20 protein-coding genes are annotated in these 21,618 nt (G+C 75.2%); 17 read left to right on the forward strand and 3 right to left on the reverse strand.

Annotation, left to right across the window (positions count from 1 at the left end; all coding sequences use genetic code 11):
- Positions 1 to 36 precede the first annotated feature (36 nt).
- The 4 genes from ACZ402_RS14505 (at position 37) to ACZ402_RS14520 (ending at position 4,455) form a co-directional block, all read left to right on the forward strand.
- On the forward strand, positions 37 to 396 hold the full coding sequence (locus ACZ402_RS14505) for a YraN family protein (protein WP_047232652.1): 360 nt from the start codon (positions 37 to 39) through the stop codon (positions 394 to 396).
- Positions 396 to 1,934: a YifB family Mg chelatase-like AAA ATPase gene (locus tag ACZ402_RS14510; protein WP_375824372.1), complete on the forward strand. Its 1,539-nt coding sequence runs from the start codon at positions 396 to 398 to the stop codon at positions 1,932 to 1,934. Before ACZ402_RS14505 ends, ACZ402_RS14510 begins: the two co-directional genes overlap by 1 nt.
- Positions 1,927 to 3,267, forward strand: a complete 1,341-nt coding sequence (gene dprA / locus ACZ402_RS14515) for a DNA-processing protein DprA (protein ID WP_375824373.1) — start codon at positions 1,927 to 1,929, stop codon at positions 3,265 to 3,267. Before ACZ402_RS14510 ends, dprA begins: the two co-directional genes overlap by 8 nt.
- A gap of 219 nt (positions 3,268 to 3,486) precedes the next feature.
- Positions 3,487 to 4,455, forward strand: coding sequence for a tyrosine recombinase XerC (locus ACZ402_RS14520; protein WP_375824374.1), 969 nt, complete (start codon positions 3,487 to 3,489; stop codon positions 4,453 to 4,455).
- Positions 4,456 to 4,479: 24 nt separating this feature from the next.
- Here the strand turns inward: ACZ402_RS14520 and ACZ402_RS14525 are convergent, their stop codons facing one another.
- The gene (locus ACZ402_RS14525) at positions 4,480 to 5,058 is read right to left on the reverse strand and encodes a M23 family metallopeptidase (protein ID WP_375824375.1); all 579 of its coding nucleotides are present in this window, start codon (positions 5,056 to 5,058) and stop codon (positions 4,480 to 4,482) included.
- A gap of 433 nt (positions 5,059 to 5,491) precedes the next feature.
- Here ACZ402_RS14525 and rpsB point away from each other — a divergent pair, with 433 nt between their 5' ends.
- From rpsB to ACZ402_RS14585, 12 genes are all read left to right on the forward strand, one after another.
- On the forward strand, positions 5,492 to 6,475 hold the full coding sequence (gene rpsB / locus ACZ402_RS14530; protein WP_375824376.1) for a 30S ribosomal protein S2: 984 nt from the start codon (positions 5,492 to 5,494) through the stop codon (positions 6,473 to 6,475).
- A gap of 132 nt (positions 6,476 to 6,607) precedes the next feature.
- On the forward strand, positions 6,608 to 7,447 hold the full coding sequence (gene tsf / locus ACZ402_RS14535; RefSeq protein WP_375824377.1) for a translation elongation factor Ts: 840 nt from the start codon (positions 6,608 to 6,610) through the stop codon (positions 7,445 to 7,447).
- 159 nt (positions 7,448 to 7,606) lie between these two features.
- Positions 7,607 to 8,362 carry a UMP kinase gene (pyrH, locus tag ACZ402_RS14540; protein WP_375824378.1) on the forward strand — a complete coding sequence of 252 codons (756 nt, stop codon included), beginning with the start codon at positions 7,607 to 7,609 and terminating at the stop codon, positions 8,360 to 8,362.
- A gap of 75 nt (positions 8,363 to 8,437) precedes the next feature.
- On the forward strand, positions 8,438 to 8,995 hold the full coding sequence (gene frr / locus ACZ402_RS14545; protein ID WP_253051284.1) for a ribosome recycling factor: 558 nt from the start codon (positions 8,438 to 8,440) through the stop codon (positions 8,993 to 8,995).
- Positions 8,996 to 9,027: 32 nt separating this feature from the next.
- Positions 9,028 to 9,885, forward strand: coding sequence for a phosphatidate cytidylyltransferase (locus ACZ402_RS14550; protein ID WP_375824379.1), 858 nt, complete (start codon positions 9,028 to 9,030; stop codon positions 9,883 to 9,885).
- A 70-nt stretch (positions 9,886 to 9,955) separates the two neighbouring features.
- Positions 9,956 to 11,101 (forward strand): dual-specificity RNA methyltransferase RlmN, encoded by a 1,146-nt coding sequence (gene rlmN, locus ACZ402_RS14555; RefSeq protein ID WP_087472902.1) that lies wholly within the window; start codon positions 9,956 to 9,958, stop codon positions 11,099 to 11,101.
- On the forward strand, positions 11,098 to 11,649 hold the full coding sequence (locus ACZ402_RS14560) for a DivIVA domain-containing protein (RefSeq protein WP_375824380.1): 552 nt from the start codon (positions 11,098 to 11,100) through the stop codon (positions 11,647 to 11,649). Before rlmN ends, ACZ402_RS14560 begins: the two co-directional genes overlap by 4 nt.
- A 25-nt stretch (positions 11,650 to 11,674) precedes the next feature.
- Positions 11,675 to 12,433, forward strand: a complete 759-nt coding sequence (locus ACZ402_RS14565; protein ID WP_375824381.1) for a class I SAM-dependent methyltransferase — start codon at positions 11,675 to 11,677, stop codon at positions 12,431 to 12,433.
- A gap of 56 nt (positions 12,434 to 12,489) precedes the next feature.
- Positions 12,490 to 13,689 carry a 1-deoxy-D-xylulose-5-phosphate reductoisomerase gene (dxr, locus tag ACZ402_RS14570; protein WP_375824382.1) on the forward strand — a complete coding sequence of 400 codons (1,200 nt, stop codon included), beginning with the start codon at positions 12,490 to 12,492 and terminating at the stop codon, positions 13,687 to 13,689.
- Between the two features lie 55 nt (positions 13,690 to 13,744).
- The gene (locus ACZ402_RS14575) at positions 13,745 to 15,055 is read left to right on the forward strand and encodes a M50 family metallopeptidase (protein ID WP_375824383.1); all 1,311 of its coding nucleotides are present in this window, start codon (positions 13,745 to 13,747) and stop codon (positions 15,053 to 15,055) included.
- A gap of 307 nt (positions 15,056 to 15,362) precedes the next feature.
- Positions 15,363 to 16,502 carry a flavodoxin-dependent (E)-4-hydroxy-3-methylbut-2-enyl-diphosphate synthase gene (gene ispG / locus ACZ402_RS14580; RefSeq protein WP_021482273.1) on the forward strand — a complete coding sequence of 380 codons (1,140 nt, stop codon included), beginning with the start codon at positions 15,363 to 15,365 and terminating at the stop codon, positions 16,500 to 16,502.
- Positions 16,503 to 16,509: 7 nt separating this feature from the next.
- The gene (locus ACZ402_RS14585) at positions 16,510 to 17,472 is read left to right on the forward strand and encodes a GNAT family N-acetyltransferase (protein ID WP_375824384.1); all 963 of its coding nucleotides are present in this window, start codon (positions 16,510 to 16,512) and stop codon (positions 17,470 to 17,472) included.
- Positions 17,473 to 17,516: 44 nt separating this feature from the next.
- Here ACZ402_RS14585 and ACZ402_RS14590 read toward each other — a convergent pair whose 3' ends face one another.
- Positions 17,517 to 18,440: an Fpg/Nei family DNA glycosylase gene (locus tag ACZ402_RS14590; protein WP_375824385.1), complete on the reverse strand. Its 924-nt coding sequence runs from the start codon at positions 18,438 to 18,440 to the stop codon at positions 17,517 to 17,519.
- 33 nt (positions 18,441 to 18,473) lie between these two features.
- On the opposite strand from ACZ402_RS14590, the gene ACZ402_RS14595 reads away from it, so the two are divergent.
- Complete coding sequence (locus tag ACZ402_RS14595; protein WP_375824386.1) at positions 18,474 to 20,342, forward strand: proline--tRNA ligase; 1,869 nt, start codon at positions 18,474 to 18,476, stop codon at positions 20,340 to 20,342.
- A 158-nt stretch (positions 20,343 to 20,500) separates the two neighbouring features.
- On the opposite strand, the gene ACZ402_RS14600 is transcribed toward ACZ402_RS14595, so the two are convergent.
- The gene (locus ACZ402_RS14600; protein WP_375824387.1) at positions 20,501 to 21,601 is read right to left on the reverse strand and encodes a DUF4439 domain-containing protein; all 1,101 of its coding nucleotides are present in this window, start codon (positions 21,599 to 21,601) and stop codon (positions 20,501 to 20,503) included.
- Positions 21,602 to 21,618 lie beyond the last annotated feature (17 nt).

Genomic DNA, 21,618 nt, shown 5'->3' on the forward strand with positions numbered 1-21,618 from the left:
TCCCCGTCGCCCACGGTGGGCGGCGGAGGTGAGCCCATGGGAGCGAAGGACGCCGTCGGGCGGTACGGGGAGAGGGTGGCCGCGGCCCACCTGGTCGAGGCGGGCTGGACCCTGCTCGACCGCAACTGGCGCGGGACGCGCGGCGAGCTCGACGTCGTCGCGCTGGACGGGGACGTGCTGGTCGCCGTCGAGGTGAAGACGCGTCGCGGCACCGGGTTCGGGCACCCTGCCCAGGCCGTGACGCCCGCGAAGCTCGGTCGCCTGCGCCGGCTCACGGGGGAGTGGCTCGCGACCCACGACGTGCGCGCACGGTCCGTCCGGATCGACGTCGTGGCCGTGCTCGTGGCGCGCGCGGGCGCCGCGCAGGTGGAGCACCTCGTCGGGGTGAGCGCCTGATGGGCCTCGGGACGACCCGCGCCGTCGCGCTCGTCGGGCTGTCCGGCCACGTCGTCGAGGTGCAGGCGCACCTCGCGGCCTCGGTGCCCGGCTTCGTGCTCGTCGGGCTCCCGGACGCGGCGCTCAGCGAGTCGCGCGACCGCGTGCGTGCTGCCGTCACCTCGTCCGGTATCCCGTGGCCTCAGCGCAAGGTCACGATCAACCTCTCGCCCGCGGCGCTGCCCAAGTCCGGCACGGGCTTCGACCTCGCGATCGCGGTAGCGCTGCTCGCCGGCGCGCAGGTCGTCCCGGCGCGCGCCGTGGAGGACGTGGTGCACCTCGGGGAGCTCGGCCTCGACGGCCGCCTCCAGCCCGTGCGCGGCGTCCTGCCCGCGGTGGCCGCGGCCGTCGCCGCCGGGTTCCTCGACGTCGTCGTGCCGGCGGCCGACGCCGAGGAGGCCCGGCTCGTGCCCGGCGCGCGCGTCGTGGGGGTGACGACCCTCGCCGACGTCGCCCGGCTCCACGGGGCGTCGCTCGACGACCCGGGCGGTGCCGCGTCCCCGGTCGTGGTGCCCCGCCCGGCCGCCGTGCGACCGCAGCCGGGCGACCTCGCGGACGTCGTGGGGCAGCACGAGGCGCGGCACGCGCTCGAGGTCGCCGCCGCGGGCGGGCACCACCTGCTGCTGGTCGGCGCGCCGGGCGCGGGCAAGACGATGCTCGCGTCACGGCTGCCCGGGATCCTGCCCGACCTCACCGAGGGCGAGGCCGTCGAGGTGACGGCCGTCCACTCGGTGGCCGGGGTGTTCGACCCGGGGTCCGGGCTCGTCCGCCGCCCGCCGTACGAGGACCCGCACCACACGGCCACCCCGGCGGCGATCGTCGGGGGCGGCAGCGGCCTGCCCCGGCCCGGCGCCGCGTCGCGCGCCCATCGCGGGGTCCTCTTCCTCGACGAGGCGCCCGAGTTCGGGGCGCGCGTGCTGCAGACCCTGCGGCAGCCGCTCGAGCACGGCGAGCTCGTGATCCATCGTGCCGGCGGGACGGCGCGCTACCCCGCGCGCTTCCAGCTCGTCCTCGCGGCGAACCCGTGCCCGTGCGGCAAGGGCGTCGGGAAGGGACTCGAGTGCACCTGCTCGCCCGTCGCGCAGCGCCGCTACTTCGGCCGGCTGTCCGGTCCGCTGCTCGACCGCGTCGACGTCCAGGTCGAGGTCCGACCCGTCACCCGGGTCGAGCGTGCTGACGCCGGGCGGCCGGAGTCGAGCGCGGCGGTCGCGCGGCGGGTCGCCGCCGCCCGGGAGACGGCGTCCGCGCGCCTGGCGGGGACGCCGTGGCGGACGAACGCCGAGGTGCCCGGCACCTGGCTGCGCGACCGGCTGGGTCCCGATCCCAGCCTGCTGACGGACGTCGACACCGCGCTCGACCGCGGCACGCTGAGCCTGCGTGGCGCGGACCGTGTGCTGCGCCTCGCCTGGACGGTCGCCGACCTCGCCGGGCACGCCGCACCTACGCGCGCCGACGTCGGGGCCGGGCTCGCGCTCCGGACGCGGGGCTACCGTGGCTGAGCGGCGGGCGGCCCCGACGGCTCCCGTGCGGCCGGTCTTCGACGTCAACGACGACCGGCTCGCGCGGGCGGCGTGGTCGCGCCTGGCGGAGCCCGGGGACGAGGTCGCGGTCGCGCTCGTCGAGCAGCTCGGGGCCTCGGCCGCGCTGGCCTGGCTCGTCGAGGCGGTGAACGACCCGGCGCAGGCTCGCCGCGAGCTCGTCGGGCTCGCGGAGGTCGCAGGCGACGGTGGGGCGGGGCTGGGGCCGCTGCTCGGAGGGGCCGGACCCGGCGCCTCGGCAGCCGGCGACGACCGGCCCGCGCCCGGTCGCGACCCGCGGAGCGGGCCCGTCGCGCGGCTCCTGCGCGCCGTCGCGCGCTGGGCCCCGCGGCTGGAGGGTCTCGACCCGCGCCGCGAGCTCCGCGTGCTCGACCGGCTCGACGGCTCGTTCGTCGTCCCGGGCGACCCGGGATGGCCAACGGCCCTCGACGACCTGGGTCCGGGTCGCCCGCTCGCGCTGTGGGTCCGCGGGTCGGACCGCCTGGCGGCGCTGGCCGCGCGCTCCGTCGCCGTGGTCGGGGCACGCGCCTGCACGGACTACGGGCGCCACGTGACGGGGGAGATCGCGTCGGGCCTCACGACGCGCGGGTTCACGGTCGTCTCGGGCGGCGCCTACGGGATCGACGCCGCGGCCCACCGCGCGGCGCTCGTGTCGGGCGGTCCGACCGTCGCGTTCCTCGCCGGCGGGGTGGACCGGCTGTACCCCGTCGGCAACACGGAGCTCCTCCGGGCCGTCGTCGGGACCGGAGGTGCCGTGGTGTCGGAGGTGCCACCAGGCTCCGTGCCCAGCCGGGTCCGCTTCCTGCTGCGCAACCGGCTCATCGCGGCGTTCGCGGGTGCGACCGTGGTCGTGGAGGCGGCCTGGCGCTCGGGGTCCCTGAGCACGGCGGTCCGCGCGGCCGAGCTCTCGCGGCCCGTCGGCGCCGTCCCCGGACCCGTGACCTCGATGGCGTCGACCGGCTGCCACCGTCTCCTGCGCGACGGGGCCGCCGTGTGCGTCACCGACGCCGACGAGGTGGCGGAGCTGGCCGGAGCGCTGGCACGGGACGCGGCGCCCGCGGCGCCGGCCGCGGGGACCCGCAGGACACCCCGCGACGCCGTGTACGACGGGCTCGACGCCGTGGAGACCCGGACGTGGGACGCGCTGCCGTTGCGGTCGGGCGCCCCGACGGACGCCGTCGCGCGGTCGGCGGGGCTCGCCGTCCCGGAGGCTGTCGGTGCCCTCGGTCGGCTCGAGGTCCGCGGTCTGGCAGAGCGGACGCCGGGCGGATGGCGGCGCGTGCGCGCGGGGTGAGGAGCCGGCCGGGCGGCGTCACGGTGCCGGGCGGAGGTGCCGGGCGGAGACGACGAGGGCCAGCCGAGGAGGGAGCCCGGCGGAACGCGCGCAGAGCCGCCGCGTCGCACGGAGCATGGGTGGCGACGAGTCGGCGCGGAGGAGGGGGCGTGCGGGCCTCCGGGCAGAGCCGCGGAGCGCCTCCCGCGGACGTGCGGTGCCGCGCGCGAGACTGGGGGAGTGACCCGCACGACCCGTCCCGACGACGCCGACACGCCCGACGAGCGCCGGCCCGACGCCCTGCCGCCCGCGCTCGACGCGGCGCTCGCGGACTTCGGGACGCATCTCGAGGTCGCTCAGGGCTCGTCCGCGCACACGGTGCGCGCGTACACGGGCGACGTCGAGTCGCTCCTGGGCCACGCCGTGCGGAACGGGGCGTCGTCGCCGGAGGACGTCGACCTCGCGGCCCTGCGCGCGTGGCTGACCGAGCAGTCCGAGCGCGGGCTCGCCCGGGCGACGCTCGCGCGCCGGGGTGCGGCCGCGCGGGCGTTCTTCGACTGGGCGCGGCGGACCGGGCGCGTGGTAGCGGACCCGGCGGCCCGGCTCGCGAGCCCGCGCGTCCCGCGCACCCTGCCGACCGTGCTCACGGCCGACGCGGCCGGCAGGTTGCTCGATGCCGCGCGGGAGGCGGCGGCCGCGGGCGACCCGGCCCGGTTGCGCGAGTGGGCCGCCGCCGAGCTGCTGTACGGGGCCGGGATCCGCGTGGGCGAGCTCGCGGGTATCGACGTGGACGACGTGGACCTGTCGCAGCGGGTCGTCCGGGTGCTCGGCAAGGGGGACAAGGAGCGCGTCGTGCCGTTCGGCGTCCCGGCGGCACGGGCCGTGACGCGCTGGCTGGACTCGGGGCGGCCGGGGCTCGTGACGGAGCGGTCGGGCGCGGCGCTCCTCGTCGGGGACCGGGGCGGTCGGTGGGGGCAGCGGCAGGTGCGCGACGCCGTGCACCGGCTCGCGCTCGCGGCGGGGGTCGACGACGTCGCCCCGCACGACCTGCGGCACAGCGCCGCGACGCACCTCCTCGCGGGCGGCTCGGACCTGCGCAGCGTCCAGGAGATCCTCGGGCACTCCTCGCTCGCGACGACGCAGCGCTACACCCACGTGACGGCCGAGCGGCTGCGCAGCTCGTTCGAGCAGGCCTTCCCACGCGCCTGAGCACGCCGGGGCATCGTCGTCCGGTCACGGCTCCCCGAGCGGGAGGAGCACGATCGGCGGCCGCTCGCCGAGCAGCGCGAGCGGGTCGACGTAGCGCTCGCCCCGTCGCACGCCCCAGTGCACGCAGGCGGCCGCGCAGTGGCTCGCGACGGTCTCGCCGCCGGGGGAGCCCTGCACGGTCCCGACGACGTCACCCGCGGCGACGCGCGTCCCCCGCGGTGCCACGGCGGTGACCGGCTCGAGCGACGTGCGCAGCCCGTCGTCGTGCGTGACGACCACCACGTCGCGGCCCGCGACGGGGCCGGCGAACGTGACGACCCCGGGTGCGGGGGCGAGGACGGTCTCGCCGGCGGCGGCGGCGAGGTCGACGCCCCGGTGGCCGGGCAGCCAGTCGTGCAGCGGCGGGTCGAACGGTGCGAGCACGCCGAGCGCGTCGGGCGCGCGGTCGAGCGGCGGCACCCAGCCGGGGGAGGCGCCGGCGGGGGCGTCCAGGGGCCCGCCCGGGGCGGCGGGCGCCGGTGGGCCCAGGACGAGCAGGAGCGCGGTCAGCACGAGGGCCACCGCACGTCGTCGGACGGTCGCAGGGGTACGGTCGAGAGCCATCGCGCCAGGGTGCCCGACGCAGGTCGCGGCCGGGCGGCGGGAGTCGGCGGCCTGTGGACGGCGGGTCGCGACGACGCACGGGACCGGCGGCTGTGGTCGGCCCTGCCGTCGGGTAGACTTGCCGCTGCGACCGGCGCGTTCGCCGTGCCCGGCCCGAGGTGATCACCTCGGCCGAGGACGGAGCCGGTCGACTTCGCGCGTCACGTCCTCGCCCATCCTCCCGGCTCCGCCGGACCGGGCGGGGCCGCGTCCGGCGTCGGTCCTGCCCGCACCTGCTCGAACGGTGCGTCGCAGGCGTCGGCACGGGTGACGCCAGGGGTGCGACCACCAGGGTCGTCACCGACAACCGCACCGCGGTCCGTCCCACGGGAGGGGCCGCCAGAAGCGTGCGCGCACCGGGTGGATCCCGGGCCGCACGGCGAAAGGACGTGTCATGGCCGTCGTGACCATGCGCCAGCTCCTCGAGAGCGGTGTCCACTTCGGGCACCAGACCCGCCGTTGGAACCCGAAGATGAAGCGCTTCATCTTCACGGAGCGCAACGGCATCTACATCGTCGACCTCCAGCAGTCGCTGTCGTACATCGACCGCGCATACGAGTTCGTCAAGGAGACCGTCGCGCACGGCGGTTCCATCCTCTTCGTCGGCACCAAGAAGCAGGCCCAGGAGCCCGTGGCCGAGCAGGCCGCGCGCGTCGGCATGCCCTACGTGAACCACCGCTGGCTCGGTGGCATGCTCACCAACTTCACCACGGTGCACAAGCGTCTCCAGCGCCTCAAGGAGCTCGAGGAGATCGACTTCGACGACGTCGCCGGCTCGTCGCTCACCAAGAAGGAGCTCCTCGTCCTGCGTCGCGAGAAGGACAAGCTCGCCCGCACGCTCGGCGGCATCCGCGACATGGCGAAGGTCCCCTCCGCCGTGTGGATCGTCGACACGAACAAGGAGCACCTCGCGGTCGACGAGGCGCGCAAGCTCCACATCCCGATCGTCGCGATCCTGGACACCAACTGCGACCCCGACGTCGTGGACTACAAGATCCCGGGCAACGACGACGCGATCCGCTCCGTGACGCTGCTCACGCGCGTCATCGCGGACGCCGTCGCCGAGGGTCTGCTCCAGCGCCACTCGGGCCGTTCGGGCGCCGAGGCCGAGGCGGGCGCCGAGGCCGAGCCGCTGGCCGAGTGGGAGCGCGAGCTCCTCGCCGGTGCCGAGAAGCAGCTCGAGGCTGACGAGACCGCCGCCGAGGCGAACGTCGAGGCCGCCGCGGCCGAGGAGGTCGCCGAGGCTGCTGCCGAGGTCGCCGCCGAGGAGCCGGGCGACGCCGCCGCCGAGGTCGTGGCCGAGGCTGCTGCCGAGGTCGCCGCCGTCGCCGACGCGGAGGCCGTGGTCGCCGACGCCGAGGCCGACGAGACCAAGTGACGTCCCGGGGTGCGCGGCGGGCGACCGCCGCGCACCCCGTGCCGTCCCACCGGCGCACCGGGCACCGCCACGGTGCCCCCAGCACGTACCCGTGACGAAGAACCCGTGACGAACCACGAGTGAGGAACCACCATGGCGAACTACACCGCCGCTGACATCAAGGCGCTGCGCGAGCGCACCGGCGCCGGCATGCTCGACGTCAAGAAGGCTCTCGACGAGGCGGACGGCGACGCGGAGAAGGCGCTCGAGATCATCCGCGTCAAGGGTCTGAAGGGCGTCGCCAAGCGCGAGGGCCGCTCGACCTCCGAGGGCCTCATCGCCGTCGACATCCGCGACACCGAGGGTGGCCAGGTCGCGACGCTCATCGAGCTCAACTCCGAGACGGACTTCGTCGCCAAGAACGACACGTTCATCTCGCTCGCGGACCGCGTCCTCAAGGCTGCGGCCGAGGCCGGCGCGCGCGACGCGGACGCGGCGCTCGCCGCGGACGCGGACGGCGAGACCGTCCAGCAGGTCATCGACAACCAGGCCGCGACGCTCGGCGAGAAGATCGTCCTGCGCCGCGTGACCCGCGTCGCGGGCGAGCGCGTCACGGCGTACCTGCACCGCACCGCGCGCGACCTGCCGCCGTCGATCGGCGTCGTCGTCGCCACGGACGCCGCGGGCGAGGCCGTCGCGAAGGACGTCGCGCAGCACGTCGCCGCGATGTCCCCGACGTACCTGTCGCGCGACGAGGTCCCGGCCGAGACGGTCGAGAACGAGCGCCGCATCGCCGAGGAGACCTCGCGCAACGAGGGCAAGCCCGAGGCCGCGCTCCCGAAGATCGTCGAGGGTCGTCTGAACGGCTACTTCAAGGACGTCGTCCTCGTCGACCAGCCGCTCGCGAAGGACCCGAAGAAGACGGTCGGCCAGGTCGTCTCCGAGGTCGGTGGCACCATCACCGAGTTCGTGCGGTACCGCGTCGGCGCCTGACGCCCCCGTCGGCCCGGTCCCGTCGCCCGCGAGGCGACGGGACCGGGCCGACCGCGCACCCGGCTCCGGGCGCGCGACGACCGGCGTCGTGCCGCACCATCGGGTGGGACGACGGCGGAGCACGACCACCCCGCCCCACCGGGCCAGGACGAAGGACAGGTGTCGACAGTGACCGCAGGCGAGCAGACCACGCCCCGCGAGGGGTCCCAGCACCGGCGGGTGCTCCTCAAGCTGTCGGGCGAGACGTTCGGCGGCGGGCAGATCGGTCTGGCGCCCGACGTCGTCCAGCGCGTCGCCCAGGAGATCGCGGACGCGGTCGCCCAGGGCGTGCAGGTCGCCATCGTCGTCGGCGGCGGGAACTTCTTCCGCGGCGCCGAGCTCTCCCAGCGCGGGCTCGACCGCGCGCGCGCCGACTACATGGGCATGCTCGGCACCGTCATGAACTGCCTCGCCCTCCAGGACTTCCTCGAGCAGGCGGGGGTGAAGACGCGCGTGCAGACCGCCATCACGATGGGCCAGGTCGCCGAGCCGTACATCCCGCTGCGGGCGATCCGCCACCTCGAGAAGGGCCGCGTCGTCATCTTCGGCGCAGGCGCGGGCATGCCCTACTTCTCCACCGACACGGTCTCCGTGCAGCGCGCCCTCGAGACGCACTGCCAGGAGGTCCTCATGGGCAAGAACGGCGTGGACGGCGTCTACACCGCCGACCCGCGCAAGGACCCGTCGGCGACCAAGCTCGACCACCTCACGTACACCGACGCGCTCGTCAACGACCTCGGGGTCATGGACGCGACGGCGCTGAGCCTGTGCCGGGACAACGACGTGCGGATGCGCGTGTTCGGCATGAGCGAGCCGGGGAACGTCACGCGTGCCCTGGTCGGCGAGAATATTGGCACACTGGTCACGACCGACTGACATCGGTGCGCCGACGCCGGCGACCCCGGACACGACGGCACGGACCGACCCACGACGAACGACGAAGGAGCACTGGTGATCGACGAGACCCTCCTCGAGGCCGAGGAGAAGATGGACAAGGCCGTCGAGGTGGCCAAGGAGGACTTCGCCGCGATCCGCACGGGCCGTGCGAACGCCGCGATGTTCAACAAGATCACGGTCGACTACTACGGTGCGCCGACGCCGCTGCAGCAGCTCGCGTCGTTCACGGTGACCGAGGCGCGCACGATCCTCGTCTCCCCGTTCGACAAGAGCTCGATCACGGCGGTCGAGAAGTCGCTGCGCGACTCCGACCTCGGCGTGAACCCGTCCAACGACGGCAACGTCATCCGGGTCGTGCTGCCCGCCCTCACGGAGGAGCGCCGTCGTGACTTCGTGAAGCTCGCCAAGGCGAAGGCGGAGGACTCGCGCGTCGCGATCCGCAACGTGCGCCGTCGCGCCAAGGAGGAGCTGGACCGCATCGCGCGCGACGGCGAGGCCGGCGAGGACGAGGTCGGGCGCGCGGAGAAGGAGCTCGAGGCCCTCACCAAGGCGCACGTGGACCAGGTCGACGCGCTGCTCGCGGGCAAGGAGAGCGAGCTGCTCGAGGTCTGAGCACCTCGTCCGGCGAGCTCCTCCACGCACCGATGACCGACACCTCCTCGACGGCCGCCGGCGACAGCACCTCCGCGGCGCGCGCTCCCAAGGCGGGCCGCAACCTGCCCGTGGCGATCGCGGTGGGCCTCGGCCTGCTCGCGATCGTCGCGGCGAGCCTCGCCTTCCGGCCCGAGTTCTTCGTGCTGCTCGCGACCGTGGCGGTCGGCGCCGCGCTGTGGGAGCTCGCCCAGGCGTTCAAGCGCCGCGAGCTGCACCTCCCGCTCCTCCCGCTCCTCGTGGGCACGGTCGGCATCCTCGTCTCCTCGTACTACTCGGGGCCCGAGGCGCTGCTCGTCTCGTTCATGCTCACGGTCGCGGGCGCGGTCGTGTGGCGGGTCATCGACGGGTCGGGGACGGCGGCGGTGCGCGACGCCGCGGCGGCGACGTTCGCGGCGGCCTACCTTCCGTTCATGGCGGGCTTCGTCATGCTCATGCTGGCCGCCCCCGACGGGCGCGTCCGGGTCCTGATCTTCATCCTGCTCGCCGTCGCGAACGACGTCGGCGGGTACGTCGCGGGCGTCCTGTTCGGGCGTCATCCGCTGGCCCCGTCCGTGAGCCCCAAGAAGTCCTGGGAGGGGCTCGCCGGGTCGTTCGTCCTGGCCACCGCCGTCGGGGTCGTCGGCGCGGTGGTGGGCCTCGGCGCGAGCCCGCTGCTCGGCGTCGCGCTGGGCGTCCTGGCGCCGCTCACGGCGACGATCGGCGACCTCGCCGAGTCGATGATCAAGCGCGACCTAGAATTGAAGGACATGGGGTCGCTCCTGCCCGGTCACGGAGGCATCCTGGACCGGCTCGACTCCATGCTCCTCACCGCCCCGTTCGTGTACGTGCTCCTCGCGCTGGCCGTCTGACAGCCGTCCGACGTCCCGCTCGCACCGCGGTGCGAACCGTCCGCACGACCCCCCACGCTTGGACCTCCTCATGACCGTCCGTTCCGTCCGCCCCTCCGCGGAGTCGAAGCCGCTCCCGCTCGTCATGACCGCGCCCCGGCGCGGCAAGCCGCCGCGCCACTTCGCGGACCTCGCGCCCGAGGAGGTGCGCGACGTCGTCGTCGAGCTGGGGGAGAAGCCGTTCCGCGCCAAGCAGCTCGCGACGCACTACTACGCGCACCTCACGCGCGACCCCGAGGCGATGACGGACCTGCCGAAGGCGACGCGCGACGTGCTCACGGACGCGCTCTTCCCGCCGCTGCTCACCGCGGCGCGGCGGATGGAGGCCGACGGCGGGACGACCGTCAAGACGCTGTGGCACCTCTTCGACGGCGCCAAGGTCGAGTCGGTGCTCATGCGGTACCCGCAGCGCTCGACGCTGTGCGTGTCGAGCCAGGCGGGCTGCGGCATGGCGTGCCCGTTCTGCGCGACGGGGCAGCTCGGCCTCACGCGCAACCTGTCCGTCGCGGAGATCGTCGAGCAGGTCCGCTCCGCCGCCCGGTCGCTCGCCGACGGGGAGATCCCCGGCGGCCCGACCCGGCTCAACAACCTCGTGTTCATGGGCATGGGGGAGCCGCTCGCCAACTACAAGGCGGTCATGGGCACGGTCCGACGCCTCGTGGCGCCGGCCCCGGACGGGCTCGGCATGTCGGCGCGCAACATCACGGTGTCGACGGTCGGCCTCGTCCCGGCGATGCGCAAGCTCGCCGACGAGGGGATCCCGGTGACGCTCGCGCTGTCGCTGCACGCGCCCGACGACGACCTGCGCAGCGAGCTCGTGCCGATCAACACGCGGTGGAGCGTCGACGAGACGCTCGACGCGGCGCGGCACTACTTCGAGGTCACCGGCCGGCGCGTGAGCATCGAGTACGCGCTCATCAAGGACATGAACGACCACGCGTGGCGCGCCGACCTGCTCGGCGAGAAGCTCAACGCGCGGGGCCGCGGCTGGGTGCACGTCAACCCGATCCCGCTCAACCCGACGCCCGGCTCGATCTGGACGGCCAGCGACCCTGCCGTCGAGGCGGAGTTCGTGGCACGATTGCGCGGGCACGGGATCCCGACGACGATCCGTGACACCCGCGGCAGCGACATCGACGGTGCCTGCGGGCAGCTCGCTGCAGAGGAGGACGAGTGAGTTCGCTGTTCACCACGGTCGGCAAGACCCGGAACGGGTACGACCCCGAGGAGGTCGACGACTTCTTCGAGCACGCCCGCGACGTGTACGAGGGCCGGGCGCAGGAGCGGCTGACCAGCACCGAGATCCAGGCCTCGGTCTTCGACCTGGTCCGTGGTGGGTACGACACGCACGAGGTCGACGCCGCGCTGGACCGCCTCGAGGGCGCGTTCATCGCGCGCCAGCGCGCGGAGTACGTCGCCGCCCACGGCCAGCAGGCCTGGATGAACGCGCTCGCGGAGCGCGCCCGGTCGCTGTACGGCCGTCTGGGCCGCCCGGACGGCGAGAAGTTCGCGCTCGCGGAGCGTGGCAAGCCCGCCTACGACGTCGACGACGTGGACGACCTGTGCGACCGGCTCGTCGCCTACTTCGACCGTCAGGTCCCGATCACCGCGGCGGAGATCCGTTCCGCGACGTTCGGCCGTGCGCGCGGTCGCGACGGGTACGCGGAGGGCCCGGTCGACGCGTTCTTCGCCCGCGCCATCGAGGTCCTGCTCGGCGTCGAGTGACGACGCCCGGCGCTTCCCGACGCGCGTGACCCTCGACCCGCGGACCTCCGCGAGCCCGCTGGTGCGCCGCGCCGCGGCGTGGCTGGCGGCCGTCAACGCCCGGCACCCATGGAACCACAACGAGCACTTCCACGGCTGGGTCGTGCGCCGTGTGCCGCGCGGCGCCCGCGTCGTGCTCGACGCTGGCTGCGGTGCCGGCGTGCTGCTCGGCAGGCTGCGCCGGCGGGTCGCCGAGGTCCACGGCATCGACGCCGACGGCGGCATGGTCGCCCAGGCGCTCGTGCGCCACGCCGCGGATCCCGCGGTGACCGTGCGGCGGCTCGGGTTCGACGACGTCGGCTCGCCCGACGACGTCCGCTCGCCCGACGGGTCCGGTCCACCGAGCCACCCGGCCGGCCCGGCCGCCGGGCCGGAGGGCTACGACGCGGTGACGATGGTCGCCGTGCTGCACCATCTCGACCTCGACGAGGCGCTCCGGCACGCCCGCAGCCTGCTCGCCCCGGGCGGGCGCCTGCTCGTCGTCGGCCTCGCGCGCGTGGCGTCGGCGCGCGACCTCGCCGTCGACGTCCCGTCCGCGCTCCTCAACCCCCTCGTGGGCCTCGTCAAGCACCCGCGGCGGGCCCGGCCCGGCGATCCCGGGACGGACGCCCCGGGCATGCCGGTCCGGGACCCGCGGCACACCGTCGACGAGGTCGCGCGCACGGCCCGGGCGCACCTGCCCGGGGCGCGCGTGCGCCGTCGGCTCTTCTTCCGGTACACGCTCGAGTGGACGGCCCCGCGCTGACGCGTCCGGGACACGCCGTGCGCACGCACCGCCCGCGGCCTGGGAGGATGGGAACCATGCCCGACGGACCCGCCCCCGCCCTCCGCACCGTGACGATCCTCGGCTCGACCGGGTCGATCGGCACCCAGGCGATCGACGTCGTCCAGGCTCACCCCGACCGGTTCCGCGTCGACGCGCTCTCGGCGGGCGGCGGGGACGTGGAGCTGCTCGCGCGCCAGGCCGCGGCGCTGGGCGTGCGCGCGGTCGGCGTCGCCGACGCGTCGCGCGCGACGGCCCTGGGCGAGGCGCTGGCGCGGGCCTTCGCCGGCCGGGGCGACGTCCCCGAGGTGCTCGCCGGACCCGACGCCGCGGACGCGCTGGCAGGCCGGGGGAGCGACGTCGTCCTCAACGGCGTCACGGGCTCCGTGGGTCTCGGCCCGACGCTCGCCGCACTGCGCGCCGGGTCCACGCTCGCGCTCGCGAACAAGGAGTCGCTCGTCGCCGGAGGCGCCCTGGTGCGCGCGGCGCAGCAGCACCCCGACCAGATCGTCCCCGTCGACTCCGAGCACTCGGCCATCGCGCAGTGCCTCCGCTCCGGGACGCGGGCCGAGGTGCGCCGCCTGATCCTCACCGCCTCGGGCGGGCCCTTCCGCGGGTGGGACGCGGACGCGGTCAAGGCGGCGACGGTCGAGCAGGCGCTCGCGCACCCCACCTGGGCCATGGGCCCGGTCGTCACGGTGAACTCCGCGAGCCTCATGAACAAGGGCCTCGAGCTCATCGAGGCGCACCTGCTGTTCGACGTCCCGGCCGACGACATCACCGTCGTCGTGCACCCGCAGTCCGTGGTGCACTCGATGGTCGAGTTCGTCGACGGCTCGACGATCGCGCAGGCGTCGCCCCCGGACATGCGCCTGCCCATCGCGCTCGGGCTGTCGTGGCCCGACCGGCTCGACCCGGTGACCCCGCCGTGCGACTGGACGGCCGCGACGTCGTGGACGTTCGAGCCGCTCGACGACGCCGCGTTCCCCGCGGTGAGCCTCGCGCGCGCCGCCGTCGCGGCGAGCGCGACCCACCCGGCGGTCTACAACGCCGCCAACGAGGAGGCCGTCGCCGCGTTCCTCAGCGGACGCGCAGGTTTCGGTGACATCGTGACGACGGTCGAGCGTGTGCTCGCGGCGCACGACGGAACCTCCGCGGACGCCGTGACGTTGGACGACGTGGCGGAGGCCGAGACCTGGGCGCGCGCCCGCGCGCGCGAGATCCTGGACCGCCGGTGACGAGCAACCGTCCGGTCGCGTCGAGCGCCCGGGCCGAGAAGGAGCAGAGAGACAGATGGCGACGCTGATCGGCATCCTCGTGATCGTGGTCGGGATCGTCGTCTCGATCGCGCTGCACGAGGTCGGGCACATGGTGCCCGCGAAGAGGTTCGGCGTCCGCGTGAGCCAGTACATGGTCGGGTTCGGCCCGACCCTGTGGTCGCGTACCAAGGGCGAGACCGAGTACGGGTTCAAGGCGATCCCGCTCGGCGGCTACGTCCGCCTCGTCGGCATGTACCCGCCCGCGCCCGCCGGTGCGCGGCCGCGCGGGAACGGCTTCTTCTCGCAGGTCGTCGCCGACGCCCGCGACGCGAGCACCGAGGAGATCCGGCCCGGCGAGGAGCACCGGGCCTTCTACAACCTCTCCGCGCCCAAGAAGGTCGTCGTCATGCTCGGCGGCCCCTTCATGAACCTCCTCATCGCGTTCGTGCTCATGGCGATCGTGTGCGTCGGCATCGGCCTGCCCGCCGTCACGACGACGGTCGGGTCCGTGTCCGCGTGCGTCCCGTCGGTCGTCGCGACCGAGCAGGAGGAGTGCGCGGCCACGGCCGACCCGTCGCCGGCGGCCGTCGCCGGACTGGAGCCGGGCGACACCGTGGTGTCGTTCGACGGCGCGGAGGTCACCTCCTGGGACCAGCTCTCCGGGATGATCCGCGGCTCCGCCGGCCAGGCGACGCCCGTCGTCGTCGAGCGCGACGGCGAGCAGGTCGACCTCACCATCACGCCGGTCGACGTGGAGCGCCAGGTCGTCGCCGAGGACGGGACGCCCGTCGTGGACGAGTCCGGCGACCCGGTGACCGAGCCCGCCGGCTTCGTCGGCTTCACCCCGACGGTGGAGCGGCAGCCCACGGGGATCGGCGTCGCGGCCGAGGCCACGTGGCAGCAGGTGAGCGGCACGGCGGGGATCATCGTCACCCTGCCCGTGAAGGTCTACGAGGCTGCCCAGGCTGCGTTCACCGACGCGCCGCGCGGCCAGGACTCGGTGATGAGCGTCGTCGGCGTCGGCCGTGTCGCCGTGGACGTGGCAGGTGCCGAGAGCCCCGTCCTCGACCGCGTCGTGACGATGCTCATGCTGCTCGCCGCGCTCAACGTGGCCCTGTTCGTCTTCAACCTCATCCCGCTGCTGCCGCTCGACGGCGGGCACGTCGTCAACGCCCTCTACGAGGGGGCCAAGCGCACGGTCGCGCGCGTCCGCGGCCTCCCGCGCCCCGGCCCTGCTGACCTCGCCCGCATGATGCCCGTCGCGTACGTCATGTTCGTCGTCCTCGTCGGCGTCGGCGCCCTCCTCATCCTCGCCGACATCATCGACCCGGTCCGCCTCACGTGACGCCGTCCCCGTCGGAGTCGTCGGGTTCGCTGCCCGCGGCGTCGCGCGTGGGCACCCGCGCGTCGTCCTGAGGTCGGCGCGCGGTGCTGAGGCGCGAGAAGTGGCCCCTGCGGGCGGCGTGCCAGGGACCACTTCCCGCATCTCGTGACCACGGACGCGAGAGCGCGGACCCGACCCCGGCGGCGTGGAGGGGCCGCGAAGATGTGCGGGACCGAGCGGGAAGGTGACGTCCCGGACAGGTCCGACGTGCGGCGTCGGACGGCGGGCGGGGGATACTAGGGGCGTGAGCGTACCCATCAGTCTCGGAATGCCTGCCGCCCCGCCGCCTGTCCTCGCGCCGCGACGCAAGAGCCGCAAGATCAAGGTCGGCAAGGTGGACGTCGGCGGCGACGCGCCGATCAGCGTCCAGTCGATGACGACGACGCCGACGACGGACATCAACGCGACGCTCCAGCAGATCGCGGAGCTCACGGCGTCGGGCTGCGACATCGTGCGCGTGGCGGTGCCGAGCGCGGACGACGCGCTCGCGCTGCCGGCGATCGCGAAGAAGTCGCAGATCCCCGTCATCGCGGACATCCACTTCCAGCCCAAGTACGTGTTCGCCGCGATCGACGCGGGCTGCGCCGCCGTCCGCGTGAACCCGGGCAACATCCGCAAGTTCGACGACCAGGTCAAGGAGATCGCGAAGGCGGCCTCCGACGCGGGCGTGTCCCTGCGCATCGGCGTGAACGCCGGTTCCCTCGACCCGCGCCTGCTGGCGAAGTACGGCAAGGCGACGCCCGAGGCGCTGGTCGAGTCGGCCGTGTGGGAGGCGTCGCTGTTCGAGGAGCACGGGTTCCACGACTTCAAGATCTCGGTGAAGCACAACGACCCCGTCGTCATGGTGCGGGCGTACGAGCTGCTCGCGGAGGCGGGGGACTGGCCGCTGCACCTCGGCGTGACCGAGGCCGGACCGGCGTTCCAGGGCACGATCAAGTCGGCCACGGCGTTCGGCGCGCTGCTGAGCAAGGGCATCGGCGACACGATCCGCGTCTCGCTGTCCGCGCCCCCGGTCGAGGAGGTCAAGGTCGGCAACCAGATCCTCCAGGCGCTGAACCTGCGGCCGCGCAAGCTCGAGATCGTCTCGTGCCCGTCGTGCGGTCGCGCCCAGGTGGACGTGTACACGCTCGCGGAGAAGGTCACGGCCGGGCTCGAGGGCATGGAGGTGCCGCTGCGCGTCGCGGTGATGGGCTGCGTCGTCAACGGTCCGGGCGAGGCGCGCGAGGCGGACCTCGGGGTCGCGTCGGGCAACGGCAAGGGCCAGATCTTCGTCAAGGGCGAGGTCGTCAAGACGGTGCCGGAGTCGCTCATCGTCGAGACGCTCATCGAGGAGGCGCTGCGCATCGCGGAGACCATGACGCCGGAGAACGACGCGCAGGCCGGCCCGCCGGTCGTCACGGTCGGCTGACGGTCCGGTGGCCCGCTGGCGTCCGTCCGTCCCGGCCCTGAGGCCGCGGTCGCGCGGCGAGGCCGGTGACGGCGAGCGCGCCCGGGCGCGCGTCCTCGTCGACGCGGACGTCCCGGAGGCGCTGGCGGTCTGCGCGGGCGACCCGGTCGCGTCGACGCTCGCGGCGGCGCGGCTCGCGGTCGCGCAGCACGCGGGCCTGCACGCAGCGGGCGGTCAGGCGTGGGGGTTCCCGGCCGTCGGGCCGCTCGAGGCGGTCTGCTGGGCCGGTGCCAACCTCGTGCCGGTCGTCCCGGCGTCGCTCGAGCCCGACCGGGCCCGCGCGGCGGTCGCGGCGTTCGCGGTGCTCGCGCGGCACGCGGGTCGGCGATCGTCGTCGGTCGTGGGCGAGCGCGACGCCGTCCTCGCGCTGTGGGAGCTGCTCGCGCCGCACTGGCCGTCGCCGCGCGAGATCCGGGCGAACCAGCCGTCGCTCGCGATCGACCGCGAGCCCGACGTCGAGCCGGACCCGGGCGTGCGCCGGTCCGTCCCGGCGGAGGTGCCCGTCGTCCTGCCCGCGTGCGTGCGCATGTTCACCGAGGAGGTGGGCTACTCGCCCGTCGAGGGCGGCGGCCGCGCGTACGAGGAGCGGGTGCGGTCGCTCGTGCTCGCGGGCCGGTCGTTCGTCCGGCTCGCGGCGAGCGACGGCGCGCCGCACGTCGTCTTCAAGGCCGAGCTCGGCGCGGTCACGCCGCTCGTGGCGCAGGTGCAGGGCGTGTGGGTCGACCCGCGGTACCGCGGGCGGGGCCTCGCGGCGCCGGGGATGGCCGCCGTCGTGCGCCTGGCACGCCAGGGCACCCCGGCCGAGGCCGCCCGCCGCGTCGCGCCGCCCGTCGTGTCGCTGTACGTCAACGACTACAACACGCGCGCCCTCGCGACGTACCGCCGCGTCGGGTTCGAGCAGGTCGGCACCTACGCCACCGTGCTCTTCTGACCTCGCGGCGCTCCTGACGCCCGTCGGCGACCGCCCGGGCGGTGCTACTTGAGCAGGCGCGACATCCGGCGGTCGGCGAGCACCTGGCCGCCCGTCTGGCACGTGGCGCAGTACTGCAGGCTGCGGTCGGCGAAGCTCACCTCCCGCACCGTGTCCCCGCACACGGGGCACGGCAACCCGGTGCGCCCGTGCACACGCATCCCGGCGCGCTTGGCGTCCTTGAGCTCGGCTGCCGGCTTGCCCGACGACGCCGCGACGGCCTCGGTGAGCACCTCCCCGACGGCGGCGTGCACCCGGGCGACCTCGTCCGGCGTGAACGAGCGCGTGAGCTTGAACGGGCTCGTGCGGGCGGCGTGCAGGATGTCGTCGGAGTAGGCGTTGCCGATCCCCGCGATCGACGACTGGTCGCGCAGCAGCCCCTTGACCTGCTGGTTGCGCGCGGCCATGAGCACTCCGAGCGCCTCGGGCGTGAAGCCCGGGTCGAGCGGCTCGATCCCGAGCGTCTCGATCGCCCGTATCTCTTCGGGGTGCCGCACGACGTGCACCGCGAGCCGCTTGCGCGTCCCGGCCTCCGTGAGGTCGAACCCCGAGCCGTCGTCGAACCGCACGCGCAGCGCGAGCACCGCGGCCTTCCCGCCGCCGCTGCCGCCGAGCCGGGGCCGCACGGGCGTCGTCGGCGCCTTCTCCGACCACCGCAGCCACCCCGCGCGGGCGAGGTGGAAGACGAGGTGGACCTCGTCGTCGGGCCCCGGGGCGGGCGGGCCGCCCCCGGCCGGCGCGAGGACGAGGTCGAGCCACTTGCCGTGGCGTCGGGCGCCGGTCACGACGCGCCCGACGAGCGCGCCGACGGGCGGGTCGAACGTCTTGAGCGCGGCGATCTGCGCGACGTCGGCGGCGACGACGGTGCGGCTGGTCGCGCGGTCGTCGAGGAACCTGACCAGGGCCTCGACCTCGGGCAGCTCGGGCATGGGGACATCCTCCCCGCCGGTAGGGTGGGGCGCATGTCTTCCGTCACGTCCGGCGCGTCCGCCGCGGCCTCCACCCGCGTCCGGGGCGCCGACCTCCTGCGCCTGTCCACCCTGTTCGTCCGGACGCTGCGCGAGGACCCGGCCGACGCCGAGGTCGCGAGCCACAAGCTCCTCGTGCGAGCGGGCTACATCCGCCGTGCCGCCCCCGGCATCTACACCTGGCTCCCGCTCGGCCTGCGCGTGCTGCGCAAGGTCGAGGACGTGGTCCGCGAGGAGATGGCCGCGGCGGGCGCGCAGGAGGTGCACTTCCCGGCGCTGCTGCCCAAGGAGCCGTACGAGGCGACGGGCCGCTGGACGGAGTACGGGCCCAACATCTTCCGGCTCAAGGACCGCAAGGAGGGCGACTACCTCCTCGCGCCGACGCACGAGGAGATGTTCACGCTCCTCGTCAAGGACCTGTACTCGTCGTACAAGGACCTGCCGCTCACGATCTACCAGATCCAGACCAAGTACCGCGACGAGGCGCGTCCCCGCGCGGGCCTCATCCGCGGCCGCGAGTTCGTCATGAAGGACGCCTACTCGTTCGACACGACGGACGAGGGCCTCGAGCGCTCCTACGAGGCGCAGCGCGCGGCGTACCGGCGCATCTTCGACCGGCTCGGGCTCGAGTACGTGATCGTGGCCGCGACGTCGGGCGCCATGGGTGGCTCGCGCTCCGAGGAGTTCCTCACGCCGACGCCGATCGGCGAGGACACGTTCGTGCGCTCGCCCGGCGGGTACGCGGCCAACGTCGAGGCGGTCGTGACGCCCGTCCCGGAGGCCGTGGACTACGCCGACGCGCCCGCCGCGCACGTCGAGGACACCCCCGACACCCCGACGATCGACTCGCTCGTCGCCCTCTCCAACGACCGCTTCCCGCGCTCCGACCGCGCATGGACGGCCGCGGACACGCTGAAGAACGTCGTGCTCGCCCTCACGCATCCCGACGGCCGCCGCGAGGTCGTCGTCGTCGGGCTGCCCGGCGACCGCGAGGTCGACCTCAAGCGCGTCGGCGCGGCGTTCGAGCCGGCCGAGGTCGAGCCGGCGACGGACGCGGACTTCGCCGCGCACCCCGAGCTCGTCAAGGGCTACATCGGCCCGCAGGCGCTCGGCCCGAACGTCCGCCGGGACGCCCCCGCGGACGTCGCCGAGGGCGAGGTGCCCGAGCGGCACTCCGTGCGCTACCTGCTCGACCCGCGGGTCGTCGCGGGCACGCGCTGGATCACCGGCGCGAACGAGCCGGGGCGGCACGTGTTCGACCTCGTCGCCGAGCGGGACTTCGCCGCCGACGGCACGGTCGAGGCCGCCGAGGTCCGCGCGGGCGACCTCGCGCCCGACGGCTCCGGCCCGCTCGAGCTGGCCCGCGGCATCGAGATCGGTCACATCTTCGCGCTCGGCCGCAAGTACGCCCAGGCGCTCGGGCTCACCGTGCTCGACGAGAACGGCAAGCAGGTCGTCGTGACCATGGGGTCGTACGGCATCGGCGTGACGCGCGTGCTCGCCGCGCTCGCGGAGGCCAACCACGACGACGCCGGTCTCGCGTGGCCCGCGCACGTCGCCCCCGCGCACGTGCACGTCGTCGCGACGGGCAAGGACGCGAGCGTGTTCGACGAGGCCGAGCGCCTCGCGACCGAGCTCGCCGCCCGGGGCGTGGAGGTGGTCTACGACGACCGTCCCAAGGTCTCGCCGGGCGTGAAGTTCAAGGACGCCGAGCTCCTCGGCGTGCCGCTGCTGCTCGTCGTGGGCCGCGGTCTGGCCGACGGCGTCGTCGAGGTCCGTCCCCGCGCGGGCGAGGCCGTGCAGGTCCCCGTCGCGGACGCCGTCGAGCACGTCGCGGCGCAGGTGGCCGAGCTCCTGGGCTGACCCGTCGCAGCGTCGGGGGCGCCCCCGGTCCGGTTCACGGACCGGGGGCGTCTTCGTCGTCCCCGGGGGAGCAGGGAGGAGCGGCGTCCCGCACGGGTCGCGTGCCGGTCCCGGACGGGGCCGGGCGGCGCCCGCCCGACGGCGGGGCGCGGGCAGGCTCAGCCGGCGGACTGCTCGGGGAGCCCGGGGAAGGCGACGGGCGGCTCGCCCCACGCGACCGCGCCCGTCCACGAGTCGACGAGGAGGGCCACCGCCTCGGCCCGGGACGTGGGCGCGGCCGTGGCGACGAGGCTCGCGTACGACTGCGCGAGGCCGGACTCGACCTGGCGCGCCAGGGCGGCGAGGTCCGCGTCGTCCGGCAGCACGTAGGCGACGCGCCGGGGGTCCTGCGCGGTGCCGTCCGTCCCGGCGGCGAGCGCCCACGCCTGGCCGCGCGCCCGGTGCTCGGCGGCGCGTGCGACCGCCGCCGTGCGGGCGTCGCCGTCGGACTGCGCCGCGCGCACCTCGTACGCGTACCCCGCGGCGTCCTCGGACTCGACGAGCGTCGCGAGGTCCGCGGCGCCGATCCCGGCGGGGGCCTCCGCGACCGGAGGCGCCGCCGACACGAGCCCGTCGGCCGCGGCCGACCCGGTGAGCGCGGCGAGGCGCCGCGCCGAGACGTGCTCCGAGGTGGCGACGGACGCGAGGAGCCGCGCGAGCCCGGCGTCCGTCGACGCGTCGGCCGCGGCGCCCGTGCGCTGCGCGGCCTCGACGAGGGCGACGACGACGTCGTCGGTCGTGGCGGTGGCGGGGTCGTCCGTCGTACCGCGGTCCGTGGCGGTCGGCGCGTCCTCGGCCGGTGCGTCGTCCGCGCCGTCTGCGTCGTCCGTCGCGGTGGACGACGTGGGGCCGTCGCCGGGAAGGTCGAGGTCGCCCAGGCCCGAGTCGTACACGCCGCCGAGGGCGTCCGCGTGCTGCTCGGCGAACGCCGCGACCTCCGCGAGCGCGGCGAGCGTGGCCGGGTCGGTCACGCTCGGCGTGACGTCCGCCACGAGCCCGGCGACCGCGAGGGCGTCGTCCACCGCGTCCGCGCGCAGCACCTCGACGGCGTCGGGCGAGGGCTCGGTGGGGGGCGGGGTCTCCAGCCGCACGCCGCACCCGGCCGCCAGGACGGCCGTCGCCAGCACCGTCACGGCCGCGAGCAGCCGGCCGCCGGGCCGGGACGTCCGGCGCGGGCGGGGACGGGTCGCGGCGGGCACCGCGGTCGCGTGGGGACTCATCGGGGGCGATGATGTCA

The organism is Cellulosimicrobium sp. NPDC030954 (assembly GCF_055571305.1).